Raw genomic sequence first — 20,577 nt, 5'->3', positions numbered from 1 at the left:
AACTGATATATTTTCGTTTTTCTTTCTTATTATCCAAACTTGCATGTTATTATGAGAGTAAGCGCACTCTTTATATTGAAGGTCAATAAAATTAGATAAACACCAATGTGAGTATGCAATCAATTCAACATCATCTTTATTTTTAACTGTTGTTGTTATTCTCATTATCCACATCCTTTACTTTAAATTTAATATCTAAATTTTTATTTATCGATATTCTTAAACACGTTTTATCGTGATAATAAGAAAGTAAAGCTTCTTCTTTTTGCAGGTCTATTGATGTTTCAAATCCTAGATATCTTAAATATCTAATTCGATACCAGCTATCACCAATCTTAATTACATCATTCGGATTTAATTCGCTTACTGGTTTATTCATTGATTAACTCCAGCTCATCTGCATCAAAACATTCATATACTTCTGGATTGTTTTTAATGCATGCATATAAAGGCGATTTTTCCCCAACTACATTAACGATATTGATAATCTCTAGGTTATCTCCCACATTAAAAACTCCAGTATAATTATGTGGATTTTTTATATATTTAACCTTGTCACCGACTTTAAATTTCATTATTCATCCACTAATATTTCATTAATAGTATTTCTGATATCAATTAAGTCTTGTTTTGTAACCTCCATATTCCAAGATGGAGTATTTAAAATAAAACAATCCTTTATTGTAGGTTCAATTTCAATACAATCTCTATAGTTTTCTAATCCAGCATAATATTTATCTTTCATTCCACACCTCACCACAAATAATATTTAAATCCCTCACTGACATTAAATATTCAGCACGTTTATTGCATTCCGATTGTGTATAGATATCTTCCGTTATAGGTACAGCAGAACCCTGTATTATCATGAGTAATGCATATCCGATTATTTGCATGGTTATTTAATCTAAACGGTAGAGTGGGATTACTTTAAATGGTGAGCCATGAGATTGAAAATGAATATCTATATTTTCAGATGTAACTGCATCAGTAGTGAATTGCATTTTATCATCATGAAATACAGGGTACATCCAAGCAGCAGGCTCCAAATTATTAATTAAACTCTCGCGTGATGCTTGCCACGTAATCCACATTAAATCAATGTCACGGTCAGCGTAATTTAATCCGTTATTGGCTGTTTCGAATTTATTATTTATTTCCGTATCATCCATGTAAAATTTAATAAACTCTTCAAATTGCTGTCTTGTTTTATTCATCACTCCACCTTATTTGCTGAAAAGACTGGGTCATACTCACGCTCAACTTCAAAAGTGCCAAGATATTGGTCGTCAATCCACAGCATGAATAACAACGGCCATCTATCTTCCCATCCGTCGCAGTCAGCGTGATAATATTCTGCGCATGCTTCAATGCATGAATCTAGGTCATCATCAGCACTGAAGTTATGATCATCTGGTAATTCATAGCGGAGATTATTAGTAATTTCTGATGGATTTTCGTCTTTACTGTTTGCTGTATAAAATTGAACTATTGCCATTATTCATTCCTCTTCATTGCATCCCTGCGAGTTACACTTGATTACCGTCTCTGCATCTTCAATGGTGTCGAATAGACCAGCCTCATATCCACAATTAAGGCATTGAATTATGAAACCATATGTATTTGACGTTTGATCATGAGATTGGATTATTTTTGTTTCATCTCCGCAGTCGTGGCATTGATACTGTTTTCCTTTCATATCTATCTCCTGTTTGCATCCTTGCACTGAGCTCTAATTCCAATTAGAGATTTCTTCTTCGATTAAGTCGTCTATTTCGTCGTTAGTAGCTTCTTCATTGAGAAACAAATGTGCTTCGGTAATATATTTTTCTCTGTTCTCATCAAAGAATTTTGAAAATTCAGGTGACCATCCGTGATATTCCCCATCAAAATCAAATTTGGCATTATTAAAAGCCATATCTTCAATCATTGCATCGGCAGTAATAACACCAGATTCACGACAGAATCCCTTCAAGTCGCGCTTTCTGAAATAAGATGAAACCTTTGAGTCGCAAATATCTTTAAATCGTAATTTCCAACGACGAATACAGCGTCCATGTAAAGTTTTCATGGTTATATCCTTTGGTTAAACGGGTAGGGTGGTCAAAACGGAATGTCGCCTGAGAAGTCCATCGGTGGTTCGTTTTGTGGTGCTTGCGGTTGCTGTGCTGGTTGTTGTGGCTTCTTGCTTCCTACCTGATTACCACCGTTACTGCCTAACATCTGCATCGAACCGCCGATATTAACCACCACTTCCGTTGTGTATCGGTCTTGCCCGCTTTGGTCTTGCCATTTACGAGTTTGAAGAGAGCCTTCGATATATACCTGACTTCCTTTTCTCAGATATTCACCTGCAATCTCAGCTAATTTTCCAAAGATACACACGCGATGCCACTCAGTTTTTTCCTTCATCTCTCCAGTCTGCTTATCACGCCACGATTCCGATGTGGCTAATGTGAGATTAGCTACTGCGCCACCACTCGGCATATAACGGATTTCAGGGTCTTGCCCTAAGTGACCAATGAGAATACATTTATTCACGCCTTTACTTGCCATTACGCCGCTTCCTTAAGTTCTTTAATCCGAATGCCCGTTACGTGTTCACATTCCTTTTGTGATTCAGTACCAGCCAATGCATTCCATGCTTTTTTATACTCATCCATGATTTGTGACTGATTCGTTGCTGTGCCAAGGAAGTTAGTGTAATCAGCTAATATCTGCTCTGCCGTCCGTGGCGCTACATTATGAACTTCCGCATCTGCATCAATTGCTGTTTCTTCTGTTGGAATACAAAACGCCTGAAATGCGGCATATTTATATGCAATAGACATGGCTTTGTTTGTGGCTTTATCTCCGCTATCCATAGCCTCACCATAAGTCACCACCGTGTGCTTACTGCCATCTTCCGTGGCAACAAAATCAAATTCAGCTTTAACCACAACGTAGAATAACTGACCACCTCTTTGCGTTTGCCTTTCCGTGACTGTGCGTTCAATGATCCGTGGAAGAATAAGCAATCCATGCTTAACCAAAGCCGGAGCAAGAGCGTTATATACCGCATCAATTCCTCTGAACATAAACCCTTGCTGTTGGTTTTTACTTCCTTTCTTTATTCCTGTTTCAGCCATTTCCTTGGCAACATTGCTAATCGCTTTGTATACATCACTCATCTTTTTTCTCCAGCCAGTATTTAATTGAAAACTCAACATCTGGATCTAAATCAGACTGACTCAGTAACCAACTCAAATAACCTGTGTTTTCTTGCTTAATTTCGGTGAATGTCATTCCTTTGTACTTACCGAAACGTAACTTACTTAATAGTGATGGCTGACTTGTTATTTCTAACATTTCCTTATCCGACCACCCTGAATCATCCTTGATTCGTTTGAATAATGACGCTGTCACAATGCAGTCATATAGTGCTCTGTGAGCGTGTAAACCATCTGGCACATGAACATCCAGTTTCAGTGCGTAACGTAGATATTGATTACTGTGACTCTCTAATTCTGGGTATAAGCGTCTCGCCAGCTTTAACGTGCAAAGAAACGGAACATCCATTTCCGGCATCATCCGTTTATCGAACTCTGCGTTATGTGCAACTAGATAATCAGAACCCTTGTAATTACCTATAACGTCATCAATGAGCGGAGAATCAACAACCATCTCATCAGTGATGTGATGAATAGCCATAGCGCTTATTGAGATTGGTTTCTGTGGGTTTACAAAGTGGGATTTCTGAGATGTGTAATCAATTTGATTGTTGTTAATGTCGATACTTGCAATCTCAACTATTCCACTGTCAAAATCACAAGTCTCTGTATCTACTACTCGATATGTCATATTAATCTCCCAAATACTGACCAGGTCGGTGATCACTTCCGTAGTAATCAATTTCAACCTTATCCCCAGATACAGAATTCCTTTCTGCATCACGTATTGCTTGAATGTGCGGTGGTAGAGGAGGGTGATTTTTCGATGCGTCCAAGTTCATGTGCAGCAGTTCCATTGCAAGTCGCTTTTCCCTATCTGGCACACATATATTTGGTAAATGACCGTCAATCATCGCAATTGCTTGAGCGAGAGCTTCTTCTCTATTTTTCTCTAGCTGTGATGTTAATCGAGGGTATTTTTTTGTTGGGTAAGAATTAGAAACGTTCATTGAAAATCTCCTGCAAATTCCCTTGTCGGCGCTGGCAATCCTTGCCTTCCTAATACTTCCCTTTGATATTCGATTTCCTTATCTTCCTTTTCCTGTATTTCTTTACGCTTCCTGCGTAATTCTTCTAACCATTGAAGATTATCTTTCACGCAACCCTCCTTAGCTTGGAAGCTCGTAATACCCTGTTAATAAAGGCTTCCTTTCCTATCGCTATCGCATTGATAATCCGTTCAAGCGATTCATCGTCACAATCGAGTACATATTCCATTGCCTCTACTGGGTCGATTTCCGTTAATTTAGCCAACTCAGAGAAACTTCCTGTTTCAATACTAAGCTTGCTACTTTCGTCAAACTCCATGACTGTTTTATCGTGTATTACTCGCGTTCCGTTCGAGTAGCTGAAGGATATTTTTTTCATAAATACTCCCGATAGCTTTCTTTGAGTAATTCCATAGCTAACCACCAGATATCTTCACATTTCTGGCGAATAGCGACCTGCGCCTGAGCTTGCGCCAGACGGAAAATATCTTGATTAATGCTCATGGTTTACCTTGCGATAATTAAGCCTAAAGAGATAATTACAAAGAGAAGTAGGGCGCTGAATATAGCGTCTATGTTCATGCGAAATTCTCACTATTGAGATAGCGATTGTTATTTGGTTTCTCTGGTGTTGGTGCGGTGGGTTACTGCTGAGCGAGGGTTGCCATACTCCCTCCGTTATTAACTAAATACGATGCTAGTTGCTGTTTGATAGGTCGTAAAACACGCCGTAGGTTATCTCTTCAAAGCAATCTGGAATGCTTGGTTGCTTATCCATGCCTCTTTCATGGTTTGGTATGGCGCAAATAAGAAAGCTTTTATCGTCTTGTGGATACCCGACAATCGTCTCTAGCATTTGCATTCCAGCACCACTGCCATGTTTGCTTATAGTGCAACATTGAATATCGAACTTATTGATGATGTAGTCTTTAAAGCATGGTAAATCTTTGAGCTTCTTATTGAGTTCATCTTTCGTTGCGTCTAACGTGGCGTTAAACTCTTTACCTTTCTTCGAGTTAGCTTTCGCTCGAATAACTTTTAACTCACTAGTTTGCTGAGATTCCTTAACTGCAAAATCAAATTCTTTATCTACGGCAAAAGCAAATGCTCTAATTGTCGTACCATTTTCCCCCCATGAATTACTAAAGCTAACGCCTTTACCCCCAACGCTTTCAATGGCCTCCTTGAGGAGTTCATGCCGTTTAGCTTGGATTTCATCAGTTTCTTTCATAATTTGCTCGGTGGCTTCTTTGCTAATTTTATAAAATCGATAATCCCTTGGTTCCATCTCTATCTCCTATCTATTAATCAACTCACCACAGCCCACTGAATGGACTGTAATTAGTTAACTGTGTCTAATTTAGGTAATAAAAAACCCCGCAGTTGCGAGGTCTTATAAATGGAAGTTATTTGCTGGGTAATTTACTTAACAAGTTGAAGGTTTGCTTGATATTTTCTTGTGGCATTTCCATCTCCCTTAATAGCTTCCATGAAAAATCCGTTATCAAAAGTAAATGCTCTCATTTCATCTACTGGTATATGTAGTTGATTAAGAACTTCCATTGGTTTAACACCAGAGCTTCTTAATGCTGAAAATACTTTATCAATAATTATTGATTTTTCTCTTGATTCAATGCCTTCTGGCTCAGAGGTTCTAAAACCTCTTTTACTAAGTTCTATACATAATTGCCTATGGTGCCATTCTGTGGATATCCCTAAATCAAAAGTCCTCCTAACTAAGGCTGCTAAGGATACTTTCCAATGTTTCTTTAGCTGAATTAATTGATCTAAAGAAGGCATAAATGGAATGATGGATTTAACGCTTTTTTCTGGCATTAAAAATGCTGAAGCAAACCTATCAGCGTCAACTTCCGCTTCTCTTCCGTTATTACTAGAATGCTTATGCAGAACTAGATGACCCAATTCATGGGCTGCGTCAAATCTACTTCTTTCTGGTGACTTCATGGTATTTAGTAGAACAAATGGCTTTTCGTTCATCCAAAATGAGAATGCATCCACTTCCTTGCAATTTTCAGCTAAAGAAAAAACTCTGACGCCGTTCATTTCTAACAGATGTACCATATTAGATATAGATAACTCTCCAATCATCCAATGCTCTCTAAGGGACATGGCTGCATCTTCTGGGCTGCATGTCGAGTCGAAGCTATAATCTGGTATATTTGGGGTTGGTAATTTAAATTTTGTCTCCATCCATTCAGTTATATCCTGAACTAGTACGCCAGCGCTTATGGCTGCGTTCTTTTTTTGTGCACTAAGTTTTGACATTGCTCTAAAGCTCACTGCTGAGTCTTCTAAGTCATGTCTGTTTTCACGCTCAAAAAATGACACTGGATAACCTAGCGCTACTGCTATTTTATTAATACTTTCATTTGCTACTTGCTCAAACTCACCAGATCTTTCATAGTTTTCATAAGTTGAAATTGTTCTACTTGTTAATCCAGTTTTTTCGGCCAATGCTTTTTGAGTTAAGCCCCGCCTTTCTCTTGCTAAGCGTAATCGTTCTGAATTAAGCATGATTCATAGTTAACCTGTTTTTAAAATATCGATATCAATCTCAGGCGTGAATTCGGGCTCCATCCCAAGATTAGTAATAGGATCTATTGGTTTAGTGTTGAGAATTAATCTTGTTGAAAAACCATTTATGAAGTTTTTTGAGTTGTGTGTGGTCGCTTTTGATAGCTCAGCTTTTACTTCCCACTGAAATTCACTTACTTGATAGACGTAATGCAAAAGACACCAAATGTCTAATTCATTTTCTTCGTCTTTTTTTTCGTCAATGACTGGAAAATTGAAGGCTATTTGATTGTCTTCATAATCTAGTTGAATTTGATTTAGGTTATTATCAAGAGATAAACCTAAAACATCTAAAGTCCATTCACCTTTTGCATTTTTTGATTGTGGGTAAGCATTTACAATGCCAGTATGTTCATTTCCACTACAAACGTAGATCGCAATCTTTCCATTCTCAGTTAACTCAAGGCCTTGACTGTATCGGCTTTTAAAGCCTTTATGCCTTAAAATATCTCTTGCAGAGCGTACAGCTTCTTGAAAAAAGAGGGTTCCTCTTGCATTCTTTACATCGTCACTTGTGGCAGATAGAAGTTTGCTTAATGCTTTAGATAAGATTAGGCATAATTCATCCTGAGTTAAATCAAGATGGTTTAAATGATAATCAACTTCACTTGTTTCGTGGAGGGTTAGTTTCTCAACTACATTCTCAGTATTATTCATATAATGTCCCTATTGTGATTTCCTGTTTTTATACCTCATTTGAGGAGGGAAAACAAGAAATATCAACTTCGGACTAAATAATCTTACCTCCTATTAATATTATTCTTGACCCATCCGTGGGCTTTACCTCGCCGTCACCCCGAACTCACGGCTCGGCTGTTTTGTTTTAACTCCTGAAAATACTGCTACATTAGGTAAGCAACAGTTATCTACCGATGGTTGGTATTTAGGTTCAATATTTCTAGTGACTGGTATATGACTTAATGACAGTGTTTTTTCTACTGGTGTAAGTCTTTTCTCCTGAGGAAATACTGATTCTAATTTCAATTCAATATTCTTTTTTGCAATAGCTTCTGCTCTCCGTCTGGCGTGACGTCTATTTGCAGATACTCCACGTAAAAACTCAGGCTTGCGTGACTTTTTGACTGTAATAGTTGCCATGTATCCTCCAAACAGTTGGCTTTTGTGAGCACAGGGATCGAAACCATGTTATTTCTGTTTATACATGGGATGTTCTCCATGTCGGGGCAAATCTCCCTATGGTGGGGGTGAATACCCTGTGCTCATTAAAACCTTCTGAGAAGGTTGACGCTTTATCAGCGTCACCGTTCTGATAGCTAATACACAGCTCGCCATCATCGTTGTTAAAGAACATCAACGTGCTGTGTTCCGTTGATGGATAGTATATTCACAAATTGTGATTTTAATGTCAACCACAAAATGTGTTTATTTGTTTGTTTTTAAATTAAGTTGATGATTTGAAATATAAAATAAATGACAAATAAACACGAAATGTGTTGCTGGTCACATAAGATTGGAATGCAGATCACTTCTTTGGAGGGGAGAGGGCACAAAAAAGCCCTCGTGGGGAGGGCTGGGGTTAGTGTTTATTTGGTAGCTCAGGTCTTCTCACTGCTTCAAGAAGTTCATTTATATTATTAAATTTCTTGCGTTTAAGGTATCCGGGTAGGTTTTCTATTGAGTAATTAGCATATAGCCATTTTCTAAATAAACCCAACGCTTCAATTGGATAAATCCATGGCTTTACAAAACTATTAGCAATGGACTGTCTATAATTACCAGGGAATGTGTGATCATATCGCACTCTTGGCCCATACTTTTTTTCTAATCCATTATCTTCCCAGTAGCGTCCCCATATCTGTCCAACGCTATTGTCAGGCATTGTTGTATCATCAATAGGAAGCCCTCCATTAATGAGGTGTATGATTAAATCGGCTACTTCTCTAAATACTGAAAAATAATTAGCTGGAAGTTGGTCGTTAAGCATCACCCTTTCTTGGTAGCTAATGAATGATGGATTGAGTTGTTGTTGTGGGTTATATCCAGTCTTCTCATAGATAAATCTAGTGAATGAGTCTCTAGCTAAAATTCTATAGTTTTCTCTGGCTTTGTTTTGATTGCCTGTGCCGGTTGCATCAAGGGCGTAATATTCAAGTATCGCCATACATACAGAGCCAGTATATGCGTGATTTTCACCACCAACACCCCAGATTCTAACTATTAAATCTTTATTTGTATAACCCTGAGCAACTAATGATTCCTGTATCTTTCTTCCTCTAGGTCGGTGTTTCTCCATCTGCCAGTTTGATGCAAGTCCTTGTATGACCGATGGCGCAACACCGCACATCATGGCTAAGCCTCGCATAGTTAAATAGGGTGTTCCATCGCTTAACACACCCATTTGGATACCTTCAATCTCAGCTTCTTTTACTGGTCTAAGTGGTAAATTTAACTGATCACCACTTGACGGTAAATTACCTCTATTCAATTGATTCTCCTAGTTATTTTATGTTCTCCAAATGGGTGTTCCCCACACCCTAAAACGTGTCGTCAGGCCATTGTGACTTGATTACCTTACCTATGATTGTGCAGTTCCCGTTAATAGGGATCAGCTCAAAACGGGGGTTTAATGGCTCTAGATATGATGTCCCACCATCTCTAATCAATCGCTTGAATGTGAACTCATCATTTAGCAAACGAGCAACACAGAAATCTCCGAACTCTACCTCTTCCTCTGGATCAACCAAGATAAGCATTCCTTCAGGAAAACTTGGTTTACCTCCTGGTGGTGCTGTCATAGATTGCCCCTCAACCTCTAACCAGAAGGCGCGCTCACTAGCTTTCTTAGCTGTTGGTATCCACGACACAGCATCTTTCTGAGTGTATGAGTTAAATTCTGTTGAGAAAGCGCCAGCTTGTACCTTTGTGAATAGAGGGTATTCATAATTCTTGATCACTTGATCACTTTGACTGCCAAACATTAATTCAGCAGGTGATATACCAAGGGCTTCACTTATAACAATTGCATCATCAGCGCTAATCTTACGCTCTCCAAGCTCATAGTTTCCTATTCTGGACGCAGCAGAGTAGCCACACAATTTAGCTAATTGAGCTTGACTTAACCCTCTTGATTCACGAATGGATTTTAACCTTTCGCCAATAACTTCATTTACTTTTTTCATGTATACCTTTTAACACAAACCGTGATAAATGTATTTAAACGTTTTGTGATTGACAGTTAATCACATATTGTGTGTAATAGGGGTATAAACAAGGAGGATACACACATGAATAACATCGCAGAACAGCGAAAAAAATTGGGAATTTCTCAAGCTGTTTTAGCTTCATCAATAGGGTGGGGGCAGTCACGCATTGCCAACTATGAGTTAAATATTAGAACTCCTAGCTTAAATGACTGCCGAGCCATTGTTGAAGCATTACAAAAATTAGGGGCAAATTGTTCTTTAGACGACGTTTTTCCTCCAAAAGTAGCTTAATTTCACCACGTTCTTTAACAACCGCAGGATTTTTGACTGCTACGGAGTCGCTGATAAAGCGACAGATTTACCCACTAAATAACAATCCGCTCATATGGAATGAGCCACGGATCATTACTGCTGTTCCCAATATGGGAAGTAATCACATAACGGAGTATGAACAATGGAATACACAAAAACACGCAAACAATTCATTTCAAATCACTTGATGGCTTCAGCATTACAAGCATTGAGAAGTAAGACTCAATCGGTAGTGGCTAAAACATTAGGTGTTCATGACTCAACTATCCTGCGCAGAACAGAAAAATATCCTGAAATATGCGAGACATTAGTCGCATCGGGAATAGTCGATTTTGTGATGGAGGGAGAGAGAAAAATATCAGAGGAAGAATATCGCTTTTTGTGGAAACAAATAGGTGAGCTTTCACAGATGAGAACAAAAGAAAACGCCCCGATTGTTGTAGCAACCGAGGCGCATTAATAAATGGACTTAACCATTTAACTTAACAAATATACTGTATCAATAACCAGTATTAAAGGGAAGCTGATTTTGAGCTTTCCTTTGGTCATTAATAAATCAATGAGGTCATTATGAATCAATTGAATAACTTAGTAAATACTGGCGAACCAACGATGAGTAGTTTAGAAATTTCAGAGTTGGTTGAGTCAAGGCATGACAAAGTTAAACAATCAATCGAACGCCTTGCAAAACGAGGTGTTATCAAACTCCCCCCAATGGGGGAAGTTAAAAATCACTTAAACCAAACAGTTTCTGTATATCAAGTAAACAAGAGAGATAGTTACGTTATCGTTGCTCAGTTATCACCTGAATTCACAGCAAGACTAGTTGATAGATGGCAAGAGCTAGAATCAAAACAGTCTTTCATTCCTCAATCCTTACCAGAAGCATTGCGCCTCGCCGCTGACTTAGCAGAGCAAAAGCAAATTGCAGAACAGAAATTAGCAATCGCAGCGCCTAAAGCTGAATTTGTTGATCGCTATGTTCAAGCAACTGGCTTACTGGGTTTTAGAGAGACAAGCAAATTATTAAAAGTGAAAGAGAACTTCTTTAGAGAGTTTCTACTTTCAAAACGAATTATGTACAAACTGGCTGGAAAATTAACACCTTATTCAGAGCACCTTGAAGCAGGACGTTTTGATGTAAAAACAGGTGAGAATCAAATCAACGGTCACGCTTACATACAAGTTAAATTCACACCCAAAGGAATTCAGTGGATCGCTGGGTTACTAGCTAGAGAGCAATTGGAGGCAGCATGAGCATGATATTAATGGCAAAAGCCATGCAGTTAAAAGTAGGTAATCCATCAAGAAAGCTCGTATTAATAAAATTAGCTGATAATGCCAACGATAAAGGCGAGTGCTTCCCATCTTATCAGCATGTAGCAGATCAGTGTGAAATTAGCAGAAGAAGCGTTATCAATCATATTGATGCGTTATGTGAACAAGGCTTGGTAAGAAAGGTTTACAGAAGCGGTGAAAAAGGTAATTCATCGAATATTTATATACTCAACTTAGATGGTGCAAAAACTTCACCCCATAGTGAAAAATCTGCACCAGAGGTAGTGAAACAGTTTCACCAACCTAGTGAAAAATCTGCACCATATAGTGAAAATATTGCACCAGCCCCTAGTGAAAAATCTGCACCCAGAACCAGTCACTCTTTTGAACCAGTCAATGAACCTATCATTGAACCTAACACCCAAGCCGAAAACACGGCTTGTCCTAGTGAGCCAGAAAATCAATCTGCAAGTATTCACCAAATGTCTAGCAAGTACGCATTCGAGGGAGAAGTGATCCGCTTAAACCACAAAGACTTTGCTGAATGGCAAGCGTTGTATTCAAATATCGACTTGGTGCATGAGCTAAAACGACTGGATATCGAATTCAGATCCGCTAAGCCTAAAAACTGGTTTATCACTGTAAGCCAGAAGTTAAATTACCAAAACAAAAACTCAGGTCATTCATGGAAAGCCACGCCACCTAAGCGAGCTGTAAACGAGAATTTTGCATCCAAGGACTACGGTAAAACGGATGCGCCAACATGGATGAATTAAATCATGAACCTATCAGACAAAATCGAGCAAATCGAAAGGCAACTTGAAAATCTAAGCAAACCGCCAGCAGAAATACCGAACACAGAAGTAACGATTGTTGAATTGACCTGCTCGAAGCATGGCGCATATCAAGCTAGAACTCGCTCAAGTAAAACCGTGATATCAATTCCATCACGACCAACACCTTGTCCACATTGCCTCATGGAAGAACTAGAAACCATGAAGCTGGAGCAACGTGATTCAGATATGCGTTTCAAAAAGAAACTCACTGAGAAACTCCTTGATGATTTGCATGTCCCAGAGCGCTTTAAATCTTGCACGCTGGATAACTACGAGGCTGTGAACAAGGACGCTCAATACAATCTCAATGTCTGCAAAGCCTACGTTAAAAAATGGGAAGATCGCCTAAAAAATGGCGGTGGTTTAGTGATGTGCGGAAAGCCTGGTACGGGTAAAAATCATCTGGCATTAGCTATTGCGAAAAGTGTCGTTGAGGATTATCAAAATTCTGCGTTGTTCACGACAGCCTTGCGAATTGCAAGAAAGTTTAAATCTACTTGGAGTAAGAACTCTACCGAAACAGAGTTTGAAGTTATTCGGATTTACACAAAACCAGATTTGTTAATCATTGATGAAGTTGGTGTGCAGTTTGGCACTGAGGCGGAAAAGTTGATCCTATTTGAAATCATCAACACTCGTTACGAGAAGATGAAGCCAACAATTCTAATCAGCAACCAAACCAGAGAGGAATTAGGCGCATTCATTGGAGAGCGAGTTATTGACAGGATGAATGACGGCGGTGGTTGTACGCTGGCTTTTACATGGGATAGCTACCGAACCAGAAAGCAAGTTGCTTAACACGCAAGAGGATTTTTAGATGAATGAACTTAAGAAATGCCCGTTTTGCGGGAGTAATAACGTAGAAGCTTTTTGTCAGTATGAAGAAGATTGCCCTGATCGTTCAGCGATAGTGCGTTGTCATAATTGCGATGCACAATCAGCTCAAATGATTGGGAAAGGTAAAATAGCTATGGCAATCGCGGCATGGAACAGGAGAGCTAACAGTGAGTGATAAGAAATGAGCATTTCAGCAATCACAACAATCAGATGTTTTTTCACTGGTCATAAATTCGAAAAGCAAGAAAACTGCTGTAATGACGGATCATATTTCTTTTGCTCTCGATGTGGCATGACACTGTGGAGATATAACATTAAATACAGGAGGTAACTTGGAAGCAGATTTCCTCTTCCACGAATCAACCAAAAATACCGCATGGCAACACCTCAAAGAAGTTCTAGCAACAAACCAACCACACAGAATCATTATCAAGCCTTGGAAAAACAAGCGTTCGCTATCTCAGAATTCCACTTTTCATTTGTGGTGCACAGAGATAAGCAAATACCTGTGTAAGAACAACGCCAATTATACACCAGAAACCGTTAAGGAAATGCTTAAGCATACATTCCTAGGTTATGAGGTGGTCGATATGGTTGACGTTACTACACAGCTTACAGAGCGCGTAAGAACACTTCGGAAAACATCAAAACTTGATACGGGTGAAATGTTCCACTTCATGGAACAGGTTGAACGCTGGGCGGTAGGTATAAATTGTTTCGTGACGATACCTGATAACTCTCAATATATGGAATTAAAAAGGAAACAAAATGAGTAAATACGACAGACCATGTAAAGGCGTAACAATCGATGTGTATGACGTTTTAAAAGCCTTTGAAGTAACTAACCCAGCATTACAGCATTTAATCAAGAAAGCTCTCTGCGCTGGATTGAGAGGGCACAAAGACAAAGAACAAGATTTATGTGAAGTGCTGGCATCAGCAAAACGGGCTATTGAATTGGAGGCTGAAAAATGACTGAAGAACAATATAAAACTTATGCGCAAGTGATAGTGGTTGGTCGTGAATATATCTCATTTAATCACAACACCATTTCAGCGGTAACAGGATTAACACCCGCGAGAGTCGGAACTATTTTAAGAAAGTTACTTGCATTTAAGTGTGTAGAACATGTTGAAACAAAGAGCCGTAAACGCACTCGCCCAATCAATAACTACGCCGTTACAGACGATGCAATTACTCGACTGAGAAGCCAGTTTGAAAAAGAGCGCCTGGCTAACCTTCCGCTCTTTCCAAAAGCTAAAAAGGTTGAAGAAAAGAAACCTAGAAAAATAATGAATGATTTCTTATGCGGTCCAGTGTTTGTCAAAAAGGCGAATACAGCAGGCATGGGTAATCCGATGTTGATGAAGCTTGATTCTTTATTAAGTGGGGTGAGAGTGTGAAAACAAAGTCAACAAAAATGGAACTGGTTAAGTTTGAAAGAAACGAAAACCTATTTCTTAAGGAATATAACGTTACTTACAATAGTGAGAATACAAAGTTAGAACAGAAAATATCTATCGCCAGAGATAACTTTGGAAAGTTTGAGGTAGATATTGAAATGGATGGATTCCCTCGCATTGGTGATGAAACCGAAGCACTGCTCAAATACGGAGAGTGGCTAGAGCGATTAGGTATTGCCATTAAACGTGAAGCTAAACGTGCGGTAAAGCGAGGCGTTCAATGAACTGCATGTCATGCAATAGACAGCTAACGGATGAGGAAATTTACGTATGCGATGAGTGTGTAAATGAATATCCGCATCTTGAGGTGATGGAAATAGTGAAAGGAGAGGGAGATGGCGAACTTACGCAAAGAAGCTCGAGGCCGTGAATGCCAAATAAGAATACCGGGTGTATGTAATGGTAATTCTAAAACTGTCGTCTTAGCTCATTATCGAATGTCTGGCATTTGCGGTACTGGAATAAAACCTAATGATGCCTTTGGCGCTTGGTCGTGTAGTTCCTGTCATGATGAAGCAGATAGGCGTACTCATTATGTTGATGCTGAATACGCAAAACAATGCCATCTAGAAGGCGTTATTCGCACCCAGGATATTCTCATCAAGGAGGGTAAGATTAAGGTATGAACGAGTATCATTTAAAACTACCGTGGCCGCCGCAAACAAATCATCTATACACAATAGCAAGAGGGAGAAAAGTAAAAAGCACGAAAGGTAGAGATTTCAACAATGCAGTAATCAATCAAATCACCAAAGCAAATCAGCAGTACAACCTATCTGGCAAGTTAAAAATCAAGATTGTTGCCAACCCTCCAGACCGAAGAAAACGTGACTTAGACAACCTCCTTAAAGCCCCATTAGACGCACTGACGCAAAGCGGTGTAATTGCTGATGACAGTATGTTTAAAAGCATAAAGATTGGCTGGGGTGAAAAAGTTAAAGACGGCTCATTAGATATCAGGATATGGGAGATAGATGATGTTTACTGACTTAATCTCAGCTATTGAAGAAGCAAGATATTTAAAATCTCAATCGGGTGGTCGAGTTAACTTTTGCATAATTCAGATTGCTGAATGCATGGAAATATTATGCGGATTAATGGATGGCGTCAGAGTTCTATATACAACGGCTAATGATAGTTATCACACAGTATTACCGGAGGTGAGATGAGCTATATCGGAGAAAAGGAATTAACAGATGAGCAATTTCGCTGGCTTGATGGTTGGTTAAATTTGTGGGGTGCTTGGGTATATTCTGGCCGTATCGATATTCGCATGATCAACATGATTTATAAATTCATGCAAACAGTAGAGCCAAGTAAAAACCCATCAAGACCTATGTGCAATGACGATGAAGGAATGTTGATTTCTCAGGTCGTAGATTCAATCATCGCCACTGACGAACAGGCTTATGGAATATTACTCAGTTATTACGCTCATGGCTCATCTAAGTTGTCGATTGCATCTTACTATCACCGAGTTGCAAAACCACGCAAAATGAATACAAGGTCGGGAGGGAAGCTAAAGAAACCTGCGTTAATTACATTAAGGCGAGAGGTTGATGAAAAACTCAAAGCTACACAGTGGTTATTGCATGAACCTCTGCGAAATGCAATGAATAATCGTAAACGTGTAGCTAAAGTGAAGAAAATAACTGAACTTTGCTATTGACATAAATGAGCAAATGAGCAACAATTATAAGGTAAGTTGCTTTACGTGACTCTTAAGTTTACTTACCTAATTCAAGACCTCGCTTCGGCGGGGTTTTTTGTTATCTAGCGCACTCTTGATTTTGGAGAGTTGTGTGATTAGGGACACCAGATGATGTTTTGGTCGACGGATATCTGGTGTCCCTTTCTATTTTAATTACCTCGAATTCGAGGGAGTAATCTATTGATATTATTCCGTTATGGGGATTCCCATAACGCTAATTAAACATGTAAGTAGTCATTACAAGTTCACATGTTCGGTTATTCCGAACAACTCATTTTGAAGATCGCTTAGGCGGTCTTTTTTCGTATATGCCGACCACAGAACAATTACCCTCGTTATCACGTTCATATAAGAGCTGTGAGTCGGCACCTTATTAACTAAATTCCTCCAGAAAGGAGGCGGTATGACACGAATGGATGAAAACAATAAATTCAGTGCCACCGCATGGGGTGTCATATTCGCTATCTCCCTATACGGCGGATTGGCTAGGTATATTATCGACAATAAACGCAATGGTTATCGGTGGAGTTGGGTAGGGGCAATTATGCAAATGTTCGTATCTGGCTTTGCTGGAATGATGGGAGGGCTTATATCAATAGAGCTTAACGCCTCATTCTACTACACATTATTTACGGCTGGCTTATGTGGTTCTGCTGGCTCTTTAGCATTGGATTTCTTCTGGGATAAATTTACAGGAGGTAAAAGGTGACTAATTTTAAATTCAGTCAGCGCAGTGAAAATAATCTCAAGGATGTTAATTCTGACTTAGTGAGAGTTATTCGTAGAGCTTTAGAAATAACGCCTGTCGATTTTATTGTTATTGAGGGATTGCGAACTCAAGCGCGACAAAAAGAAATGGTTGCTACGGGTAAATCACAAACGATGAGCAGTCGTCACATAACAGGTCATGCAGTCGATATTATTCCCGTCAATACAAAGTGGCAGATTGAAGAGTTCAAGCCTTTACTGGAAGCAGTTAAACAAGCCTCTGACGAGTTAGGTGTTAAGTTACGTTTCGGTATTAATTGGAAGAATGATCCATCATTACCAATTGAAACTAAATTTATAGACTGTCCACATGTTGAGATACCCGCATGACAATAATGGCTAAGGTATTGGCTGGACTATTGGCAATATCGGCATTCTGGCTCTGGTGGGTAATAGATGATTACAACAAATTAAGCAAAGACTACAACACAGCAACCCTTCAGTTATCACAACAAGTCGACATCAACAAAGACTACCAAGCCCGTATCACTCGATTAAACCAACTCGATATTAAATACACTCAGGAGTTAGCCAGTGCAAAGAATGAAATCAATACTCTTCGTGATGCTGTTAACACTGGTTCTAAGCGGGTGTACGTCAAAGCCGAGTGTCCAGCAGTCACCGAGAATCCCACCGAAAGCGGAAGCAATGAAACCTCCGCACGACTTAACAAAGCAGTTGAACAAGATTATCTACGTCTCAGAGAAATGATAGTAGAGAACGAACAGCAAACTTTGTATTTGCAGAATTACATTAACACTGAATGCCTCGTTCAATAGCGGGGCTTTTTTATACGCATTTCACTGGCGCATTCACCGCGCAATCAAAAACACTCACAGAACCTTACAGAAAGTCGAGCCTGAGAAAAACCGTTAATGGTGTTTTCTGTGGGGCGGTTATTTCTGGTGAACAGGTTCGCTTTTCTATAAGGAAATACACCATGAGCAAATCATTAGTTTTTAAAGGTAACGAAATTACTCCATTTGATAATGGTGATGGAAAGATTTGGTTTACCAGTTCTCAGATGGCAAAGCTTCTTGAATACAAAAATGAGAAGTCAGTAACCAATCTATATAACGCAAATAAAGATGAATTTTCTGATGACATGACAATGGTCACTGAAACAATGACCAATGGAATAAACAACAACTTACGTAAGAAAAAGGTCAGGATCTTCTCTGTTAGAGGTGCGCATTTAATCGGAATGCTAGCTAATACAGATGTAGCGAAAGCCTTGCGTCGCTGGTTGCTCGATCTGGCAGAGAAAGAAGCTAAGCCTCAAACAGGGCTAGCAAACCTTGATATGGATGAACTTAAAAGTCTAACTATCAATGAAATGCAAAATAGACTTGTGGTGGCTGACAATTGGTCATTTGAGAATTTTGGCAAAAAAGGTAGTGACTTAATGAACTTACGCAAGCGTCACTTAAAGAAAATACGAAAGGCAAAGAAAGCCATTATTGATTTGTCACAGCTAACCTTACCTGATATGGGCGAATTTCCAGATGGAGAAGAACCCGCATGAACCACGAACAATTCATAGAACAGAACGTACAGGCCGAGTTAAAAAAGCTCGGCTTTTCTTTGCCTGTCTGTCGTAGTGCAAGTTACATGGCGGTAGATCATTATCGCAGAAGTTCACAAGCGAGTAAGAAAGGCCGAATGTTTGACGACTGCTTACATATCGCCAAAGTGTGGGCGAGTAAGTTCGCCAAGGACAAGGTGTGACCAAACTAGAAAAAGTCCGTGTTTAAAAAAACTTAAGGAATGGATATGGGACAACAATCTAAGCAGGTTGGTTGCCCTAGCAAGCTGACTAATGAGCTAATCGCTAAGGCAAAGGAATACCTGTACGGCGGTTACAAAGAAAACGAAGGTCAGGTCATACCTAGTATTGCAGGTTTGGCGTGTTATTTAGGAATAGCTCGCTCAACAGTTTATGAGTACGGAAAGCAAGATAGTGAGTTAGGCCGTGAGTTTTCGGACACGTTAGATGGAATTATGGCATTTCAGGAAATGAAGTTAATTAATAGCGGATTGGCTGGCGACTTTAACGCAACAATCACAAAGCTAATGCTGGCTAATCATGGTTACTCTGAAAAGCAAGAAGTTGATCATCAATCATCTGACGGTTCGATGTCACAAGCGCCCACAAAAATAGTTCTGGTTGCCGGGGGTAATAATGACGGTAGCAAGGATTGAAATACCGCCTAAATTAATTCCAGTTTTCAGTGGTAATTACCGATATCGAGGCTCAAAGGGTGGGAGAGGATCAGGGAAAACGAGAACATTCGCCAAGATGACCGCTGTACGAGGGGTTATGTTTGCAGAGTCTGGAGTGGAGGGTGTAATTCTCTGCGGTCGTGAATATATGAACTCACTTTCCGATTCTTCGATGGAAGAAGTTAAGCAGGCTATCCGCTCAGAGCCGTGGCTAGATAATTACTACGAAATTGGTGATAACTTCATTCGAGCCAAGAATCGCAAAGTCTGGTATGTATTCTCTGGCTTGCGTCATAACTTAGACAGCATCAAATCTAAGGCAAGAATACTGATAGCTTGGATTGATGAGGCTGAATCAGTATCTGAAATAGCATGGTCAAAGCTGATCCCGACTGTTCGTGAGGAAGGTTCTGAAATATGGGTAACATGGAACCCTGAGCGTGACGGTAGCGCCACTGATAAGCGTTTCTGTAAAAGCCCACCAGATAACTCAATGATTGTTGAAATGAATTATGACGATAATCCGTGGTTTCCGTCAGTGCTTGAAGAGGAACGTTTGAGCGATCAATCACGCTTAGATCCAAACACTTACGCATGGATATGGGAAGGCGCTTATCTTGAAAACTCCGACAAGCAAGTGTTGGCGAATAAATACGTAGTTCAATCATTCCCTGATGATTTATGGCAGAAAGCAGACAGATTGCTATTCGGTGCAGATTTCGGTTTTGCCAAAGACCCGAATACATTATTACGCCAGTTTATTCTAAATGACTGCTTGTATATCGAATATGAGGTTTATGGTGTAGGCGTTGAGCTTGACCATATGCCAGCGTTTTACGACAAGATACCAGAATCCCGTAAGTGGCCGATTAAAGCAGACTCCGCGCGACCTGAAACAATCAGTTATTTAAAACGCCAAGGTTTCAATATCTCTGCTGCCAAGAAATGGCAAGGTAGCGTAGAAGATGGCATCACACATCTACGCGGATTCAAGCAGATAATCATTCATCCTCGCTGTAAAGAAACAGCAAAAGAAGCCCGTCTTTACTCGTATAAAACAGACCGGATTACAGGTGAGGTTCTTCCCGTTATTGAGGATAAGAACAACCACTGCTGGGATGCAGTTAGATATGGGCTGGATGGGTATATCACACAAAAATCTGTAGTTGGAATGTTAGTTAGAAAACGTTAA

General features: G+C 39.5%; 41 protein-coding genes. 22 read left to right on the top strand and 19 right to left on the bottom strand.

Annotation, left to right across the window (positions count from 1 at the left end):
* Positions 1 to 142: 142 nt before the first annotated feature.
* The 19 genes from M983_RS04405 to M983_RS04325 form a co-directional block, all read right to left on the bottom strand.
* A complete protein-coding gene (locus M983_RS04405; protein ID WP_066747616.1) occupies positions 143 to 379 on the bottom strand; it encodes a hypothetical protein in 237 nt (78 codons plus the stop codon).
* Positions 372 to 575, bottom strand: a complete 204-nt coding sequence (locus M983_RS04400) for a hypothetical protein (protein WP_066747613.1) — start codon at positions 573 to 575, stop codon at positions 372 to 374. The genes M983_RS04405 and M983_RS04400 overlap by 8 nt, the downstream gene beginning before the upstream one ends.
* Positions 575 to 745, bottom strand: a complete 171-nt coding sequence (locus M983_RS17495) for a hypothetical protein (RefSeq protein ID WP_167348671.1) — start codon at positions 743 to 745, stop codon at positions 575 to 577. The genes M983_RS04400 and M983_RS17495 overlap by 1 nt, the downstream gene beginning before the upstream one ends.
* 157 nt (positions 746 to 902) lie before the next feature.
* Positions 903 to 1,217, bottom strand: coding sequence for a phiTE_015 family protein (locus M983_RS04395; protein ID WP_066747611.1), 315 nt, complete (start codon positions 1,215 to 1,217; stop codon positions 903 to 905).
* Positions 1,217 to 1,498 (bottom strand): hypothetical protein, encoded by a 282-nt coding sequence (locus tag M983_RS04390; protein ID WP_066747609.1) that lies wholly within the window; start codon positions 1,496 to 1,498, stop codon positions 1,217 to 1,219. Before M983_RS04390 ends, M983_RS04395 begins: the two co-directional genes overlap by 1 nt.
* A gap of 234 nt (positions 1,499 to 1,732) precedes the next feature.
* On the bottom strand, positions 1,733 to 2,071 hold the full coding sequence (locus tag M983_RS04380) for a hypothetical protein (RefSeq protein WP_066747605.1): 339 nt from the start codon (positions 2,069 to 2,071) through the stop codon (positions 1,733 to 1,735).
* A gap of 32 nt (positions 2,072 to 2,103) precedes the next feature.
* Entirely contained in the window at positions 2,104 to 2,556 is a 453-nt protein-coding gene (locus tag M983_RS04375) for a single-stranded DNA-binding protein (protein ID WP_066747603.1), read from the bottom strand.
* The gene (locus tag M983_RS04370) at positions 2,556 to 3,170 is read right to left on the bottom strand and encodes an ERF family protein (RefSeq protein ID WP_066747600.1); all 615 of its coding nucleotides are present in this window, start codon (positions 3,168 to 3,170) and stop codon (positions 2,556 to 2,558) included. The genes M983_RS04375 and M983_RS04370 overlap by 1 nt, the downstream gene beginning before the upstream one ends.
* Entirely contained in the window at positions 3,163 to 3,840 is a 678-nt protein-coding gene (gene exoX, locus M983_RS04365; protein WP_066747597.1) for an exodeoxyribonuclease X, read from the bottom strand. Before exoX ends, M983_RS04370 begins: the two co-directional genes overlap by 8 nt.
* 1 nt (position 3,841) lies before the next feature.
* On the bottom strand, positions 3,842 to 4,159 hold the full coding sequence (locus tag M983_RS04360; protein ID WP_066747581.1) for a hypothetical protein: 318 nt from the start codon (positions 4,157 to 4,159) through the stop codon (positions 3,842 to 3,844).
* Positions 4,156 to 4,308 carry a hypothetical protein gene (locus tag M983_RS17490; RefSeq protein ID WP_167348670.1) on the bottom strand — a complete coding sequence of 51 codons (153 nt, stop codon included), beginning with the start codon at positions 4,306 to 4,308 and terminating at the stop codon, positions 4,156 to 4,158. The genes M983_RS04360 and M983_RS17490 overlap by 4 nt, the downstream gene beginning before the upstream one ends.
* The gene (locus tag M983_RS04355; RefSeq protein ID WP_066747578.1) at positions 4,305 to 4,577 is read right to left on the bottom strand and encodes a hypothetical protein; all 273 of its coding nucleotides are present in this window, start codon (positions 4,575 to 4,577) and stop codon (positions 4,305 to 4,307) included. Before M983_RS04355 ends, M983_RS17490 begins: the two co-directional genes overlap by 4 nt.
* Complete coding sequence (locus M983_RS17985) at positions 4,574 to 4,702, bottom strand: hypothetical protein (RefSeq protein ID WP_281180090.1); 129 nt, start codon at positions 4,700 to 4,702, stop codon at positions 4,574 to 4,576. The genes M983_RS04355 and M983_RS17985 overlap by 4 nt, the downstream gene beginning before the upstream one ends.
* A gap of 193 nt (positions 4,703 to 4,895) precedes the next feature.
* The gene (locus M983_RS04350; RefSeq protein WP_066747575.1) at positions 4,896 to 5,486 is read right to left on the bottom strand and encodes a DUF5420 family protein; all 591 of its coding nucleotides are present in this window, start codon (positions 5,484 to 5,486) and stop codon (positions 4,896 to 4,898) included.
* A 134-nt stretch (positions 5,487 to 5,620) separates the two neighbouring features.
* A complete protein-coding gene (locus M983_RS04345; protein ID WP_066747572.1) occupies positions 5,621 to 6,733 on the bottom strand; it encodes an ImmA/IrrE family metallo-endopeptidase in 1,113 nt (370 codons plus the stop codon).
* Between the two features lie 9 nt (positions 6,734 to 6,742).
* Complete coding sequence (locus M983_RS04340) at positions 6,743 to 7,450, bottom strand: hypothetical protein (protein WP_066747569.1); 708 nt, start codon at positions 7,448 to 7,450, stop codon at positions 6,743 to 6,745.
* A gap of 123 nt (positions 7,451 to 7,573) precedes the next feature.
* On the bottom strand, positions 7,574 to 7,891 hold the full coding sequence (locus tag M983_RS04335; protein ID WP_066747566.1) for a transcriptional antitermination N peptide: 318 nt from the start codon (positions 7,889 to 7,891) through the stop codon (positions 7,574 to 7,576).
* 439 nt (positions 7,892 to 8,330) lie between these two features.
* Positions 8,331 to 9,239 (bottom strand): BstA C-terminal domain-containing protein, encoded by a 909-nt coding sequence (locus tag M983_RS04330; RefSeq protein WP_066747563.1) that lies wholly within the window; start codon positions 9,237 to 9,239, stop codon positions 8,331 to 8,333.
* Between the two features lie 49 nt (positions 9,240 to 9,288).
* The gene (locus M983_RS04325; RefSeq protein WP_066747560.1) at positions 9,289 to 9,933 is read right to left on the bottom strand and encodes a LexA family protein; all 645 of its coding nucleotides are present in this window, start codon (positions 9,931 to 9,933) and stop codon (positions 9,289 to 9,291) included.
* A gap of 105 nt (positions 9,934 to 10,038) precedes the next feature.
* Between M983_RS04325 and M983_RS04320 the strand changes: the two genes are divergently transcribed.
* The 22 genes from M983_RS04320 (at position 10,039) to M983_RS04220 (ending at position 20,577) form a co-directional block, all read left to right on the top strand.
* Positions 10,039 to 10,248: a helix-turn-helix transcriptional regulator gene (locus tag M983_RS04320; protein ID WP_004247477.1), complete on the top strand. Its 210-nt coding sequence runs from the start codon at positions 10,039 to 10,041 to the stop codon at positions 10,246 to 10,248.
* A gap of 163 nt (positions 10,249 to 10,411) precedes the next feature.
* Positions 10,412 to 10,729, top strand: coding sequence for a hypothetical protein (locus tag M983_RS04315; RefSeq protein WP_066747558.1), 318 nt, complete (start codon positions 10,412 to 10,414; stop codon positions 10,727 to 10,729).
* A 110-nt stretch (positions 10,730 to 10,839) separates the two neighbouring features.
* Positions 10,840 to 11,526 carry a phage antirepressor KilAC domain-containing protein gene (locus M983_RS04310; RefSeq protein WP_066747556.1) on the top strand — a complete coding sequence of 229 codons (687 nt, stop codon included), beginning with the start codon at positions 10,840 to 10,842 and terminating at the stop codon, positions 11,524 to 11,526.
* Entirely contained in the window at positions 11,523 to 12,323 is an 801-nt protein-coding gene (locus M983_RS17870) for a helix-turn-helix domain-containing protein (protein ID WP_066747554.1), read from the top strand. Before M983_RS04310 ends, M983_RS17870 begins: the two co-directional genes overlap by 4 nt.
* Before the next feature lie 3 nt (positions 12,324 to 12,326).
* Positions 12,327 to 13,181, top strand: coding sequence for an ATP-binding protein (locus M983_RS04300; protein WP_066747545.1), 855 nt, complete (start codon positions 12,327 to 12,329; stop codon positions 13,179 to 13,181).
* A gap of 19 nt (positions 13,182 to 13,200) precedes the next feature.
* A complete protein-coding gene (locus M983_RS04295; protein WP_066747541.1) occupies positions 13,201 to 13,395 on the top strand; it encodes a Lar family restriction alleviation protein in 195 nt (64 codons plus the stop codon).
* A 157-nt stretch (positions 13,396 to 13,552) separates the two neighbouring features.
* On the top strand, positions 13,553 to 13,996 hold the full coding sequence (locus M983_RS04290) for a YbcN family protein (RefSeq protein WP_036976915.1): 444 nt from the start codon (positions 13,553 to 13,555) through the stop codon (positions 13,994 to 13,996).
* Positions 13,989 to 14,195 carry a hypothetical protein gene (locus M983_RS04285; protein ID WP_066747538.1) on the top strand — a complete coding sequence of 69 codons (207 nt, stop codon included), beginning with the start codon at positions 13,989 to 13,991 and terminating at the stop codon, positions 14,193 to 14,195. Before M983_RS04290 ends, M983_RS04285 begins: the two co-directional genes overlap by 8 nt.
* On the top strand, positions 14,192 to 14,623 hold the full coding sequence (locus tag M983_RS04280) for a hypothetical protein (protein WP_066747535.1): 432 nt from the start codon (positions 14,192 to 14,194) through the stop codon (positions 14,621 to 14,623). The genes M983_RS04285 and M983_RS04280 overlap by 4 nt, the downstream gene beginning before the upstream one ends.
* On the top strand, positions 14,620 to 14,907 hold the full coding sequence (locus M983_RS04275; RefSeq protein WP_083954547.1) for a hypothetical protein: 288 nt from the start codon (positions 14,620 to 14,622) through the stop codon (positions 14,905 to 14,907). Before M983_RS04280 ends, M983_RS04275 begins: the two co-directional genes overlap by 4 nt.
* Positions 14,904 to 15,053, top strand: a complete 150-nt coding sequence (locus M983_RS18100) for a protein NinF (RefSeq protein WP_157091927.1) — start codon at positions 14,904 to 14,906, stop codon at positions 15,051 to 15,053. Before M983_RS04275 ends, M983_RS18100 begins: the two co-directional genes overlap by 4 nt.
* The gene (locus M983_RS04270) at positions 15,019 to 15,309 is read left to right on the top strand and encodes a DUF1364 domain-containing protein (protein ID WP_066747532.1); all 291 of its coding nucleotides are present in this window, start codon (positions 15,019 to 15,021) and stop codon (positions 15,307 to 15,309) included. The genes M983_RS18100 and M983_RS04270 overlap by 35 nt, the downstream gene beginning before the upstream one ends.
* Positions 15,306 to 15,671 carry a RusA family crossover junction endodeoxyribonuclease gene (locus M983_RS04265; protein WP_066747529.1) on the top strand — a complete coding sequence of 122 codons (366 nt, stop codon included), beginning with the start codon at positions 15,306 to 15,308 and terminating at the stop codon, positions 15,669 to 15,671. Before M983_RS04270 ends, M983_RS04265 begins: the two co-directional genes overlap by 4 nt.
* A complete protein-coding gene (locus M983_RS04260; RefSeq protein ID WP_066747526.1) occupies positions 15,661 to 15,852 on the top strand; it encodes a hypothetical protein in 192 nt (63 codons plus the stop codon). Before M983_RS04265 ends, M983_RS04260 begins: the two co-directional genes overlap by 11 nt.
* Entirely contained in the window at positions 15,849 to 16,352 is a 504-nt protein-coding gene (locus M983_RS04255; protein ID WP_066747524.1) for an antiterminator Q family protein, read from the top strand. The genes M983_RS04260 and M983_RS04255 overlap by 4 nt, the downstream gene beginning before the upstream one ends.
* Positions 16,353 to 16,797: 445 nt before the next feature.
* Positions 16,798 to 17,103 (top strand): phage holin family protein, encoded by a 306-nt coding sequence (locus M983_RS04250; RefSeq protein WP_066747522.1) that lies wholly within the window; start codon positions 16,798 to 16,800, stop codon positions 17,101 to 17,103.
* Positions 17,100 to 17,492, top strand: coding sequence for a M15 family metallopeptidase (locus tag M983_RS04245; RefSeq protein WP_066747518.1), 393 nt, complete (start codon positions 17,100 to 17,102; stop codon positions 17,490 to 17,492). Before M983_RS04250 ends, M983_RS04245 begins: the two co-directional genes overlap by 4 nt.
* Positions 17,489 to 17,941 (top strand): lysis protein, encoded by a 453-nt coding sequence (locus M983_RS04240; protein WP_066747515.1) that lies wholly within the window; start codon positions 17,489 to 17,491, stop codon positions 17,939 to 17,941. The genes M983_RS04245 and M983_RS04240 overlap by 4 nt, the downstream gene beginning before the upstream one ends.
* 161 nt (positions 17,942 to 18,102) lie before the next feature.
* Positions 18,103 to 18,687, top strand: a complete 585-nt coding sequence (locus M983_RS04235; RefSeq protein WP_066747513.1) for a BRO-N domain-containing protein — start codon at positions 18,103 to 18,105, stop codon at positions 18,685 to 18,687.
* A complete protein-coding gene (locus M983_RS04230; protein ID WP_066747511.1) occupies positions 18,684 to 18,890 on the top strand; it encodes a hypothetical protein in 207 nt (68 codons plus the stop codon). Before M983_RS04235 ends, M983_RS04230 begins: the two co-directional genes overlap by 4 nt.
* Before the next feature lie 45 nt (positions 18,891 to 18,935).
* The gene (locus M983_RS04225; RefSeq protein WP_066747509.1) at positions 18,936 to 19,364 is read left to right on the top strand and encodes a DNA-packaging protein; all 429 of its coding nucleotides are present in this window, start codon (positions 18,936 to 18,938) and stop codon (positions 19,362 to 19,364) included.
* Complete coding sequence (locus tag M983_RS04220; protein ID WP_066747507.1) at positions 19,345 to 20,577, top strand: PBSX family phage terminase large subunit; 1,233 nt, start codon at positions 19,345 to 19,347, stop codon at positions 20,575 to 20,577. The genes M983_RS04225 and M983_RS04220 overlap by 20 nt, the downstream gene beginning before the upstream one ends.

It is taken from the genome of Proteus myxofaciens ATCC 19692 (genome assembly GCF_001654855.1).
Taxonomy (GTDB): domain Bacteria; phylum Pseudomonadota; class Gammaproteobacteria; order Enterobacterales; family Enterobacteriaceae; genus Proteus; species Proteus myxofaciens.
Note: the sequence above shows the minus strand (reverse complement) of the source record. Positions and strands in the feature narration are given on the sequence as shown.